This is a genomic window from Polynucleobacter hirudinilacicola (genome assembly GCF_002192535.1).
In the GTDB taxonomy this organism is placed as follows: Bacteria; Pseudomonadota; Gammaproteobacteria; order Burkholderiales; family Burkholderiaceae; genus Polynucleobacter; species Polynucleobacter hirudinilacicola.
On record NZ_NAIA01000002.1, the window covers coordinates 105574 to 118493 of the forward strand.

The window sequence follows — 12920 nt, forward strand, 5'->3', positions numbered from 1 at the left end:
AACCAGACAATATGAATCAAAAGACTCAGCATCACGACCTCACTATTGTAGTCAACACCTGTGATGCTTATCACGATGTATTGAAGATTTTTTTTCATGCGCTACGCGACTATTGGTCTGATTGTTCCTATCCGGTAGTGATTAACACCGAGTCAAATACCCACACATACCCAGCCCGAGTACACACCTATCGCAGCGGCACGGGGGTTGATGACTGGGGTGATCGCCTGCGATTTACCCTTGAGAGCATTGACACTGAGTTTGTGTTGATGGTCTACGATGATTTTATCCTCGATGGGCCGGTAGACAGTCAAAGCGTGCAAGCCGCCCTATGCTTACTTAAGTCACAACCAAAGGCTGTGGTGACATATCTGACGGATACATCGTTGCCACTAGTTTCAAATAATGCGGAATCACTCTTCATTCCATTAAGAGATAAGATTGACTACCGTCTGAACTCCGCGCCGGCTATTTGGCGCAAACAGGCGTTGATGGGCTATACGGTAGCAGGTGACACGCCATGGGCCTGGGAGGTGTTCGGTACCTACAGAACTTGGGGTGATGGGTATGTTTTCTATGCACTGAACCCTTTGAAATCAAATATCTACTCCTATAACCACTCAAAAGGTGGCGCCATTTACCGTGGTAAATGGGTCCGGGAGGTAGTGGATCAAGTGGCCCATAAATATCCTTTGGAAATTGACTGGAGTCAAAGGGGTTTTTCATCAGATACTGACTTTGAAAAGCGATCGGTCATGTGGAAGGTTCGCTTCATGCTAAAGGGTTACAACATGGTTGGATATAAATTCACGTATTTTATTTTTCTTTATATCCGGAGCAAATTACATGCGGCAAAATAGTCGCCTGGCTTTTGCATTTGGTGTTGCAGCCTTTAATCACCAGGACTATATTCTAGAGCACTTAGAAAGTATTAAATATTTAGTGCTCGCATATGGTGCCGATATCGATGTTGATTTAATCATCAATGATGACTGCTCTGTGGATCAGACTCGCATCTTAATTGACGGATGGCTGGAGATTAACATGGACCTATTCAGGAATGTTAAGACCATCTACAACCCCAAAAATTTAGGGACATGCGCCAGTGTAAATAACATACTGATGCACTTGGTGGCCGATCGCTGTAAGCTCAGTGGTGGTGATGATGTGTACTCATTTGAAAATATATTTGAGTTGACGCAGCACAAATCGGATGTAGCAATTCTGTCAGGACGAGCACTGCATTTGTTAGGGCTTGAATTGAAGATCGACCACACATCGAATATTCTGGCTACAGCCACACAACTAATCTACCAACACGACAATTTGTTGCACCGTTTCAAACATTTTTCTATCAATAATGCGCCAAACATTCTGTACGCTAACGAATGTATTTTGCAGGCCAACGTGCGTGCCTACTTGCAGGCCTTCGATGTGATGGAGGACTGGCCTTTGCAGGTGGCGATTGCACGCCAATTCCCCGAGCGTCGGTTTGAGTTGATTGATGAGGTGCTAGTGTATTACCGCAGGACTGTAGGGTCAACGTACATAGTGGCTAACAAGAGATTTATCAAAGACAAGATCCAGATGTATGACGACCTGATTAAATATGAGAGCAGATGGATCGAGAGGATTAGACTGGCTAGCCGCAAGTTCTGCTTCAAATCGAAAAATAGTTTGGTCAATAGACTAATGAATTTGGATTTGTATTTCTTTATCTTGTCTTGCGCTCCTCGAGCATTTTGCATCATTAGTCAGAGCAAAGCGCTGAATATGCACTTGGAAAAACATCGGCAGCATTACGAACGCATTAGATCCTCTACTGTGGCGATTCGGGCGTATATGGGCTACTTATCAGTAGATGATTAGTCTTTATCATCAAATCACGAATGTAATCATCAATCGTAGCCGCATCTACAGGTATCAAGCTAATAATCCAAGCGCATTCAATAAAACAATAAGTCTATACGATCCGTTAGTACCGAAAAAGATTTATAGTTCTAAGTTGCTAATGTTGGTGCGCATTGATTTGCCCTCTTTGAACAGATATTTTTAATGGATAAAAAAAAATTTGGTGTGATTTGGATCGCATTAAGTCAACTTGCTTTACTGATAAGCAATTTTTTGTTATTGAAATTGTTGACAAGCAAAATAAGTATGGAGGATTTTGGCTACTACTCATTATGCATGTCGATCATATTATTTATGCGACAAATTATTTATGATCCGTTTTCAATGGTTGTTGCAAAAGAGTGTGCTACAACCTCTCCAAATCCACAAAAAATATCTAATGGATTGCGGGTTGTGCAGCATGCAAGTGATCTGATAGGAGTGTCGATTTTTCTGCTGGGATTGATGTATTTATTTTTCGAATATTTATTGAATAAAAAATATAATTTTAGTACCGCGTTGTTTTATTCTTTGATTTACTTAATTGCAAATGGAGCGCAAGGAATTTATTTTAATGTATTAAATTCAATAGCAGAAAGAAAACCTGCTGCCATATTTTCAATTGTCGACTCCCTATTTAAAATAGCCCTACCTTTTTTATTTTTACTAATACTTGGAAATAATCTTAATAATGCCTTGAAAGGAATTGCAATTGGGGGATTTACTGTTTTTTTGATTTTAAGATATTTTGTTGTTAATAGATTTTGTTCGGATAAATTACCAATTGGCGAAATAAAAGGTTCATTCAAGCGCTACTTCTTAATGAGCATGCCACTATATTTTCCAATATTTATTGGGGCATTTAAGAGTGTCGGAGACCGTTGGTTGCTCGCAGCTTATATTGGAGTAGAAGATCTTGCTGCGTATACCGTACTGCTGCAAATTGGCTATTTACCGGTAATATTAATTGTAGGGGTAGCGCAGACATATTTTGGGGCGACAATTTATAAAATGTGCACAGGCCATGGTAATAATGGTCTTGGCGATCTTAGAAAATTTATGTTGAAGCTTCTTTTTGCGATGTTTCTTGGCGGCTCTATTGCTATTGGTGCAGCATTGGGTTTGGCACAATTGATCTTTAAAGCGCTTGTTGGGCCGCAATATCAGATGTTCTCCACCTATCTTCCAATTTTTGTTTTTGCCGGCCTTCTTGCTGCTGCTTCGGGAATATTACAGGTAGCCGTATTTGGTATATATGAAACGAAAATTTCTGGAAAATTAATGACTTTCTCTGTGGTTCTGAGTGTTGTTGTTATTTCGGGCTTGATTATTGCGTTGGGGTTCAAAGGGGCTGTTGCTGGTCTAGTGCTTGCCGGGGTAGTTCCTTTACTAATTTGTTGGTTTGCTCTCGACCGAAAATTATGCATTCTTCAATAGATATACAATGAAAGCCATAGATCAAATTTTGAAAAAGCCTCGTTTCATTAAGTCTGATCTGCGAGCAGTTAGTATTTTGCGTCGTAATTAGAGGTGGCATGGCACTCGCAAGAATTATGGCGATCCAAATTAAAGTTTTATATATTGGGAGGAGGAGCTTGGAGGTCAAGTCCATTCGCTGAATAATATAGCTATCGGCTTTTTTGTCACGGGAGTATTGCTCATTTTTATTATTATGTTGGCTTAGTATTTATAAAGAGTTACCTTGTTGTCTATAGCAATCTATTTTTCTATAAAAATTACTGGGGAATCGTGCTTTGGCAGTGAAAAAATTAGCAATATACCTTCCGCTACTATTAGTCGAAACCTATTTGATAGGCACGATAATTGTTTTTCTGTTTGGGCCGATAAAATATTATCTAGAAAGTCCGTTCGAATTTTTTTGTTTTATTTTCTTTTATCATGCGTGTTCATTATTTGGATACGTTATGGGCGTGGCGCGAACTCAATGCAGGGTGATGCAAAGTGGCGCAAGATTCTTTTATAAGCCTTACTATGCATTATTAGTGGTTGGGCTATTTGCATTTTTGATAGGTCATAAGAACTTTATAGGCGTTGAATCAATAATCCCATATGATTTGCTTGATGGAATACAAGGTGGCCTTCGAAGTAGTTCGGAGCAGTATGTAATAAGGAATGAAAGTCAGGCTTTATATGGCGGAGATAAGGGGTTAAATGCACTATATTTTTTAATTGCGTTCTCCAAAATAATCATAATACCGATTGTTGTTTTTTATTGGGATAAGTTGACGATCTTAGCGCGAATAGTTGGGGTGGGTTTAAGTATTTTGCCGGTTCTTTCGGGAATATCTGTTGGGACTAATAACCCTATATTTCAATTCGTAATTTTTTATGGTGTATCGCTTTTTCTTTTTTTTGCGAGGAACAAAATTCTGACCGGAAGATGCGATTTTAAATCCCGCTCATTTTTTCTCTTCACAGTTTCTAGTCTTTTTGTATTTGCTTTATTTTTTTTTGGCAATGCGATGCTTGGGCGGGGTGGTGACCCGTCTTACCTGGAAAAAACTTCACCACTTGGGCATATTAAGATAGATCCAAGTTACATATATTCAGACGAAGATAGTTTCGCCTCATACCTTTACGTATGGCTTTCAAACTATTTGGTTCAAGGTTATTACGGACTATCTAGGGCGATGGAAGTGGACTTTACATCTACATTTGGTTTCGGTAGTTCGCAGTTTGTTGCTAGACAGGTGCAGTGGCTCTTTGGCATTGATGTTTTAAATTCAACATATCAGCATAAGGTGAATTCGTTCTGGGACGAAAATGCGCAATGGCACTCTATGTACAGTCACCTTGCAAATGATTTTTCTTTTTTTGGCGTTGGCATCGTAATGTTTATTATTTTTTACAATTTTGCACGTGTTTGGCTTAGTTTTATATGTCTCGATAGTTTTTATGCCAAACTGCTATTACCCTTGTTTGGCTTAATGTTTGTCTTCATGCCTGCAAACAATCAAGTTTTTGGGTTTTTAGAAACCTTCTCGGCATTCTGGATCGTTTATATATGTTGGTTGGCTAAGCTGCCCCGGTCCTTCACACGTCATTCGAAATGATAATGGATAGATTAATAATTCGTATTTGGTTGTGTAAATTTGAAGGTTATTTAGGACTCCTGTTTTGAAGCGTGTCGCCATACTTCAATCGAATTACATTCCTTGGAATGGGGTATTTCGACATAATTGCCGCAGTCGATGAGTTCATCCTGTATGACATTGCATTTGGTTTATATTTCCGAGAAGGGGAGTAGCCAAGATATAAAGGATAATTATTTTATTCCATTCTTGCATAGCATGAATAGTCCGGGAATTATTGGGCGATGCTCACTGTTTCCTAACTCTGTGCGTTCTATTGCTTCTGAAGTAGATGGAGTTTGTTGCCTTGGTTTTGCTCGATAATATTTTATTTATTTGGAGGATTTTTGAACGGTATTTTGTTAATAACTGGTGGCACAGGATCTTTTGGTAATGCTGTGCTCAGAAGATTTCTGAATGAAGGTTTTTCTGAAATTCGCATTTTCAGTCGGGATGAAAAAAAACAAGATGATATGCGCAAGAAATATGCTGATCCAAGATTAAAGTTTTATATTGGCGATGTGCGTGACTACACCTCAGTTCTGAATGCGGTTCGTGGGGTTGATTATATCTATCATGCTGCGGCGCTTAAGCAAGTTCCATCATGCGAGTTCCATCCCCTTGAGGCAGTAAAAACTAATGTCTTGGGCACAGAGAATGTCCTTGAGGCGGCTATAAATTGCGGGGTAAAGCGCGTTGTATGCTTAAGTACTGATAAGGCGGTCTACCCAATTAATGCGATGGGAATATCCAAGGCAATGATGGAAAAAGTGATGGTTGCAAAGTCTCGCGGTAGTTCTCAGACCGTGATTTGTGGCACTCGCTATGGCAATGTAATGGCTTCCCGTGGATCAGTTATTCCGCTGTTTATAGAGCAGATTCGAGCTGGTAAACCTATCACCATCACCGATCCGAATATGACGCGTTTTATGATGACATTGGATGATGCCGTAGATTTGGTACTTTATGCTTTTGAGCATGGTAATTCAGGCGATATTTTTGTGCAAAAAGCGCCAGCGTCTACGGTCCAAACTTTAGCTCAAGCCTTGACTTCTATGCTCGGCGTGCCTGATCACCCAATTCATATCATTGGTACCCGTCATGGCGAGAAGCTCTATGAGGCTTTGCTTAGCAGGGAAGAGCGAGTGGCTGCTGAGGATATGAGTGGGTACTATCGTATTCCGCCTGATTTGCGTGATTTAAATTACGGTAAATTTGTCGAGGACGGAGAGCTGAAGATATCGATTTCAGAGGACTATAACTCTCATAACACTGAGCGCCTTGATGTAGAAGGCATGAAGCTACTTCTGTTGCGTTTACATTTTATGCGGGCAATTGTACGCGGCGATAATGCGGCCCCTGAGGAGTGATCATGAAAGTTTTAGTTACTGGTTCTAATGGATTTATCGGAAAGAACTTAGTTGTCCGCTTGAGGGAGCTTAATGGCTACGATGTTATCTGCTTTGACCGCGGAGATTCTCTTGAAGATTTGGCGACACATATCAATCTTGTGGATGCGGTCATTCATCTGGCGGGCGTAAATCGACCTGAGCATGTTGCGGAATTCCTAGAAGGTAATGCCGATCTTACGCAGCAATTGTGCGATCTAATTGAGGCAACAGGTCGAAAGATTCCATTACTGATTTCATCCTCAATACAGGCTGGCTTTACTAATCCATATGGCCAAAGCAAGCTCATGGCAGAATCTGCTGGTATTGCATTGGCTGAAAATACTGAAAATCCAGTGGCTATTTATCGTTTGCCTGGTGTGTTTGGTAAATGGTGCCGCCCTAATTACAATTCCGTTGTCGCTACCTTTTGCCATAACATTGCTAATGATCTTCCTATTCAAATTAATGATCCCGCCGTTGTTCTCGACCTCGTTTATGTAGATGATGTAGTTAGTGAGTTAATTCGTGCGCTTGGGGGTATGCCAATTGGCTTAAGTCGTGGAGAGGTATGTCCTGTTCACGAGATTACCTTGGGGGAATTGGCGGCACAGATTGAGGCCTTCAAGATGTGCCGTGAATCACTCTTTTCTGAGCGGGTTGGTACAGGCTTGGTTCGTGCGCTGTATGCCACTTATGTCAGCTATCTTCCGCCATCGAAGTTTACTTATCCACTCCCTAAGCATGGCGATGAAAGGGGTGTTTTCGTTGAAATGCTAAAAACAAAAGATTCGGGGCAATTCTCCTTTTTCACTGCTTATCCTGGGGTTACGCGGGGAGGACATTACCACCATACTAAAACCGAGAAATTCTTGGTGATTAAGGGGGCAGCTTGTTTCAGTTTTCGACATACTATTACTAACGAGCGCTGCGAAATTTTTACTTCGGGCGAAAAACCACAGATAGTTGAAACAGTTCCTGGCTGGACCCACGATATAACTAATGTTGGTGATGACGAAATGATTGTCATGTTGTGGGCGAATGAAATATTTGACAGAGCTAATCCCGATACTTATGCATGTCCAGTGTAAAAGAGTGAGTTTATGAAAAAGTTAAAAGTTGTGTCGGTAGTCGGTACACGACCCGAAATTATTCGTTTATCCCGCGTATTGGCGGTCTTAGACGAGCATTGTGAGCACACACTAGTTCACACGGGTCAAAATTATGATTATGAGTTAAATCAAATTTTCTTTGATGATCTCGGGGTTCGTAAGCCTGACTATTTTCTTAATAGCGCTACTGAAAGTTCTGGTGCTGCGCAGACAATAGGAAACCTAATCATTGCGGTGGATCGTGTATTGGGGGATGTGCAGCCTCATGCGATGTTAGTTCTTGGGGATACCAATAGTTGCTTATCTGTAATTCCCGCAAAACGGCGCAAGATTCCCATCTTCCACATGGAGGCTGGGAATAGATGTTTTGATATGCGGGTGCCAGAAGAAATAAATCGCCGCATAGTCGACCATACCGCAGACATTAATCTTACTTATAGCACCATCGCACGAGATTATTTATTACGAGAGGGCTTACCTCCAGACCAAGTCATTAAGACTGGCAGCCCAATGTATGAAGTGTTGCATCATTATTTGCCACAAATTCATGCATCAAGTATTTTGGTAAGGCTTGGGCTTGAGGAGCAAAGCTATTATGTGGTGAGCGCTCATAGAGAAGAGAATATTGAGTCCGAACAAACCTTTGCAAAGCTGGTGAATGTACTCAATGCTTTGGCCGAAGATAATAATTTGCCAGTCATTGTTTCAACACACCCGCGTACTCAGAGGCGAATAGATGCCTCTGGCATTGAATTTCACCCCCGTGTTCACCTGCTCAAGCCGCTGGGATTTTTTGACTATGTGAAGTTGCAGATGTCTGCAAGAGCTGTTTTATCGGATAGTGGAACTATCAACGAGGAATCTTCTATATTAAACTTCCCTGCCCTTAATTTGCGGGAAGTACATGAACGCCCTGAAGGTATGGAGGAGGCATCAGTAATGATGGTGGGGTTGGAAATAGATCGAGTGCGCCAAGGTCTACATATTTTGAGCGCTCAATTACGAGGAGCAAAGAGAAGTATGCGGTTGGTTGCCGACTATAGCATGCCCAATGTCTCAGACAAGGTTTTGCGAATTATTCATAGTTATACCGATTATGTTAATCGGGTGGTGTGGAAGAAGTACTAAAGTGCGTTTGTTAATTGTTTCTCAATATTTTTGGCCAGAGAACTTTAGAATCAATGACCTAGTTCGGGAGTTGAGTAATCGAGGCCATGAGTTGACTGTCCTGACTGGATACCCAAATTACCCTCAGGGTCAAATATTTAAGGAATTTATAAAAGCGCCATATCAGTTTGATCTGTATGGACGAGTGAAAGTCATCCGAGTTCCGCTTTTCCCACGTGGCAGCAATTCGATAAGTCTACTTCTGAACTATATGTCGTTTGCATTGACAGCATGCATTCTAGGGCCGTGGAAGTTGCGGGGGCAATACTTTGATTTGGTATTTACCTATCAGCTTTCACCCGTGACTGTCGGTCTGCCTGGAGCCTTTTTGGCGTGGATCAAAAAGGCTCCGATGGCGATGTGGGTGCTGGATTTGTGGCCTGATACGTTGGAGGCTGTTGGGGTTATTAAGTCACCCAAGATACTTAATTTAGTGGGCAAGTTGGTCACCTTTATTTATGGAAGGTGCGATTTGGTGCTGTCTCAGTCTCGCAGTTTTATTCCAAAAATCCTGGAGTTAGCTGGTGGCTCAAAGTCAGTGTTGTATATTCCAAGTTGGGCTGAAGAAGTTTTTACGCCTGCCGGAGTATCGCCTGCGCCAGAAGTGCCCTTGCGTTTGGATTTATTTAATGTGATGTTCGCTGGAAATTTGGGTGAGGCGCAAGATTTTGCTTGCATTTTGGATGCAGCAGAAAATCTGAAGCATCGGTCAGATATACGCTGGTTGATTGTTGGGGATGGCCGACTGTCCGGTTGGTTAGCTTCAGAAATTCAAATACGAGGTTTGAGTAAGAGTGTCATAACTCTAGGGCGATATCCAGTTGAGAGAATGCCAGAGTTTTTTGCTCACGCAAATGCTATGCTCGTTACCTTGGCGGATCAGGAAATTTTTTCTATGACCATTCCAGGTAAACTGCAATCATATTTGGCTGCGGGCTTGCCTGTAATTGCGGCGCTTAATGGCGAAGGGAGGGAGATCATAATACAGGCCAATGCGGGACTCACTTGTGAATCAGGAAATGCAGTTGAGTTAGCTCGGATTGTGGTGGAGATGTCTTCATTATCTTCAGATGCTCTACGCAATATGGGTCAGAGTGGATTGGCGTTTAGTCGTAGGATGTTTGACCGGAAATCTATCATTGATCAAGTCGAAAAGCAGTTGCAAAGTTTGTGTACATTAAGAAATTATTCGGTATGAATTTGACATTTTTTGTCATTCATGGTGATGATGAATTTCTCAATAACATTCTCTAGACCTGCAAAATATTAGATTTTTTTGGGGTAGTTTCAAATACTGTAAAGCAAAAGCCCGCAGACTTCAATTTGATTGCAAGCTGTATGCAACAAAATTTCAAATACCCTAAATAATCTAAAAGAAACTCATTTTCCTGCAATGCCTTACTATTACTAAATTGATGGTAGTTGAATTCAGTTAGTGATAAATCTTTTATTAAATAGAATCTTACGGTTTGCTAAAAATTCGATGAAACGATCTTTTGACCTTGTAATGAGTTTTTTAGCGATGACAATATTTTTCCCACTTATTATCATGGTTACACTTCTTGTTAAGTTAACTTCTAAAGGTCCAGCCCTCTATTGGTCTGACCGAGTGGGGGTGGGTAATGTTATCTTTAAGATGCCAAAATTTCGCACGATGCAAGTTGGCACTCCCGCAGTAGCTACTCACCTCCTTTCAGACTCAGGTCAATACTTAACCCCTGTTGGATCCTTTTTACGTAAGTCCAGTTTGGATGAATTGCCACAACTATGGAGCATTTTGGTTGGCGATATGAGTTTTGTAGGGCCCCGTCCAGCACTGTTCAATCAGGATGATTTAATTACCTTGCGAACCCAATGTGGCGTGGACGAGTTAGTGCCAGGATTAACTGGCTGGGCGCAAATAAATGGTCGTGATGAATTATCCATACCGGATAAGGTGCAATATGAGGTGGAGTATCTTCAGAAAAAGTCATTTTGGTTTGATATGAAGATTTTGGGCTTAACCTTTTTAAAGGTGGCCCGAAGAGCTGGAGTTTCCCATTAATTTAGTTTTTTAAATGCGCTTTCTATTTTTGCTGACCCATTTCTGCTAAAAGGGATAGCTATCAACTTAACATTAATTATGCTGAGTGTATTTTTAGAGCAGAATGGCTTATTTGCCTCATTAAATGCTAAATTTCCTTAATTTGGCTATGTAATTTATAATCAAAATTGTGCCCATTAATGCAACTAAACAGTCATTATTAAACCTACCTCGCTCAGTTAAGAGGGGTGTAGTAATGAGCTGTGATGTCATTATTTCCGCATTCAGTGTTTGGCTGGCTTTTGGGCTTCGCTTGGACCAGTGGGGGTATTTTCAAGGTCAACAGTGGATAGTTCTCATTGTCGCCATTGGATTCTCATTTCCTCTCTTTATTTCTTTTGGTTTATATCGGGCTATTTTTAGGTATGTTGGCTCGGCTGCACTCGCTTCAATGGCGCGCGTTTTCATCATCTACACAAGCTTATTTTTTTGCACTTTTACACTCCTTGGGGTGGATGACGTGCCTAGGTCAATTGGTGTCATTCAACCAATCCTATTGTTTATCGGAATTGGTGCCAGTCGATACTTTGTGCGCTATTGGTTGGGCAACATCAATAATGTGCAAAAGTCATTTTATCGAACTCAGCCTGTTGCGCTAATTTATGGAGCTGGCTCAGCAGGCCGTCAATTGGCATTGGGCATATCTAGTAATCAAGAAATGTTAGTCAAAGGTTTTATTGACGATGATCCTTATTTGCAGGGGAGTACGATTAATGGAATTTCCGTATATCCCAATACTGGTTTGAAAGATCTTGTCCATCGATTCGATATTACGGATGTGCTTCTGGCTATTCCCTCTGTGAACCAAAACCGTAGAAGCGAAATTATCGCCTCATTAAATGGATGTGGCGTACGTGTTCGCACCTTGCCGGGACTCATTGATTTAGCCTCTGGTCGGGTAAGGATTGCAGACTTGCATGATCTGGATATGAATGACTTGCTTGGCAGAGCGGTAGTTCCGCCTGAAGTAGGGCTATTAGAAAAAAATATTCGCAACCAAGTTGTATTGGTAACTGGAGCGGGCGGCTCCATTGGTAGTGAGCTGTGCCGTCAAATTATAAAGCTTTCTCCTAAATCATTGATCCTGCTTGATAGTAGTGAGCATGCTCTTTATTTAATCTATGAGGAATTAAAGAAGGCTGTTGTCGTGCTTAAGGGTAATCATTTAGTGAATGGCGACGATGACCAAGATTCTATGCCTCGCCCAGCTTTGCCAATCAATTTGGTGACTTGCTTAGCCTCGGTCCGAGATAGTGATTTTTTGCGAATGATCTTTAGGGCTCATCAGCCAGCTACAGTCTTTCATGCGGCTGCATATAAACATGTCCCATTGGTTGAGCAAAATCCCGCTGAAGGCATTCGCAATAATGTTTTTGGAACATTCACCTGTGCCCAGGCTAGCTTAGAGTGCGGTGTAAGCAATTTTATTTTAGTGAGCACTGATAAGGCTGTCAGACCAACAAATATCATGGGTGTCAGTAAGCGCATTGCCGAACTAGTTTTGCAAGCAATGGCAGAAATTAAAGACGATCATTCAACCAACTTTTCGATGGTGCGATTTGGTAATGTGCTGGGCTCATCAGGATCTGTGGCACCGCTTTTTAGCGCTCAAATTGCAGCAGGCGGACCCATTACCCTGACACATTCTGAAGTGACTCGCTATTTCATGACTATCCCAGAAGCGGCGCAGTTGGTGATTCAAGCCAGTGCCATGGCTGTTGGGGGTGATGTCTTTGTATTGGACATGGGTGAGCCTGTACGTATTTATGATTTGGCAGTCAAGATGGTGTATCTATCGGGTCTATTGGTCAAGGATGAAGCTCATCCTCATGGTGATATAGAGATTGAAGTCACCGGTTTACGACCAGGGGAAAAGCTCTACGAAGAACTCCTGATTGGTAATAATCCACAGCCAACAGCTCATCCCAAAATCATGAAGGCGCATGAAGAATTTTTATCTTGGAGTGATTTACAACAAGAGCTTGAAAAGCTTAATTTAGCCCTGGATACATGTAATGCCCAGTTAATTAGAGACATACTCAAAAAGTTAGTGCCTGGCTACCAGCCTAATGGCGAAGCAGTAGACTGGAATGGAGGGGGGATTCCTAAGCCATGAGCGCCCCATTTAAGGTTGATCTTACATCATGATCTTGATCCACCTCTAGAATGGTTATGGATTATGTCAGCT

Annotated in this window: 10 protein-coding genes; all 10 read left to right on the forward strand. The window is 41.5% G+C overall.

Annotated features, from left to right (window positions below; all coding sequences use genetic code 11):
- The first annotated feature begins 11 nt into the window (after nucleotides 1–11).
- The 10 genes from B6A14_RS03215 to B6A14_RS03260 all read left to right on the forward strand — a co-directional run bounded on the left by B6A14_RS03215 (nucleotide 12) and on the right by B6A14_RS03260 (nucleotide 12848).
- A complete protein-coding gene (locus B6A14_RS03215; RefSeq protein WP_087909021.1) occupies nucleotides 12–860 on the forward strand; it encodes a hypothetical protein in 849 nt (282 codons plus the stop codon).
- Nucleotides 847–1869 carry a glycosyltransferase family A protein gene (locus B6A14_RS03220; RefSeq protein ID WP_087909022.1) on the forward strand — a complete coding sequence of 341 codons (1023 nt, stop codon included), beginning with the start codon at nucleotides 847–849 and terminating at the stop codon, nucleotides 1867–1869. The genes B6A14_RS03215 and B6A14_RS03220 overlap by 14 nt, the downstream gene beginning before the upstream one ends.
- Before the next feature lie 186 nt (nucleotides 1870–2055).
- Nucleotides 2056–3327 carry a lipopolysaccharide biosynthesis protein gene (locus tag B6A14_RS03225; RefSeq protein WP_087909023.1) on the forward strand — a complete coding sequence of 424 codons (1272 nt, stop codon included), beginning with the start codon at nucleotides 2056–2058 and terminating at the stop codon, nucleotides 3325–3327.
- Nucleotides 3328–3644: 317 nt separating this feature from the next.
- On the forward strand, nucleotides 3645–4964 hold the full coding sequence (locus B6A14_RS03230; RefSeq protein WP_087909024.1) for a hypothetical protein: 1320 nt from the start codon (nucleotides 3645–3647) through the stop codon (nucleotides 4962–4964).
- 365 nt (nucleotides 4965–5329) lie between these two features.
- Nucleotides 5330–6352, forward strand: coding sequence for a polysaccharide biosynthesis protein (locus B6A14_RS03235; protein ID WP_087909025.1), 1023 nt, complete (start codon nucleotides 5330–5332; stop codon nucleotides 6350–6352).
- Between the two features lie 2 nt (nucleotides 6353–6354).
- The gene (gene wbjC / locus B6A14_RS03240; protein ID WP_087909026.1) at nucleotides 6355–7461 is read left to right on the forward strand and encodes a UDP-2-acetamido-2,6-beta-L-arabino-hexul-4-ose reductase; all 1107 of its coding nucleotides are present in this window, start codon (nucleotides 6355–6357) and stop codon (nucleotides 7459–7461) included.
- A gap of 12 nt (nucleotides 7462–7473) precedes the next feature.
- On the forward strand, nucleotides 7474–8610 hold the full coding sequence (gene wecB / locus B6A14_RS03245) for a non-hydrolyzing UDP-N-acetylglucosamine 2-epimerase (protein WP_087909027.1): 1137 nt from the start codon (nucleotides 7474–7476) through the stop codon (nucleotides 8608–8610).
- 1 nt (nucleotide 8611) lies between these two features.
- Nucleotides 8612–9847: a glycosyltransferase family 4 protein gene (locus B6A14_RS03250; RefSeq protein WP_087909199.1), complete on the forward strand. Its 1236-nt coding sequence runs from the start codon at nucleotides 8612–8614 to the stop codon at nucleotides 9845–9847.
- Nucleotides 9848–10132: 285 nt separating this feature from the next.
- Nucleotides 10133–10693 carry a sugar transferase gene (locus tag B6A14_RS03255; RefSeq protein WP_087909028.1) on the forward strand — a complete coding sequence of 187 codons (561 nt, stop codon included), beginning with the start codon at nucleotides 10133–10135 and terminating at the stop codon, nucleotides 10691–10693.
- A gap of 235 nt (nucleotides 10694–10928) precedes the next feature.
- Complete coding sequence (locus B6A14_RS03260) at nucleotides 10929–12848, forward strand: polysaccharide biosynthesis protein (RefSeq protein WP_087909029.1); 1920 nt, start codon at nucleotides 10929–10931, stop codon at nucleotides 12846–12848.
- The last annotated feature ends 72 nt before the right edge of the window (nucleotides 12849–12920 follow it).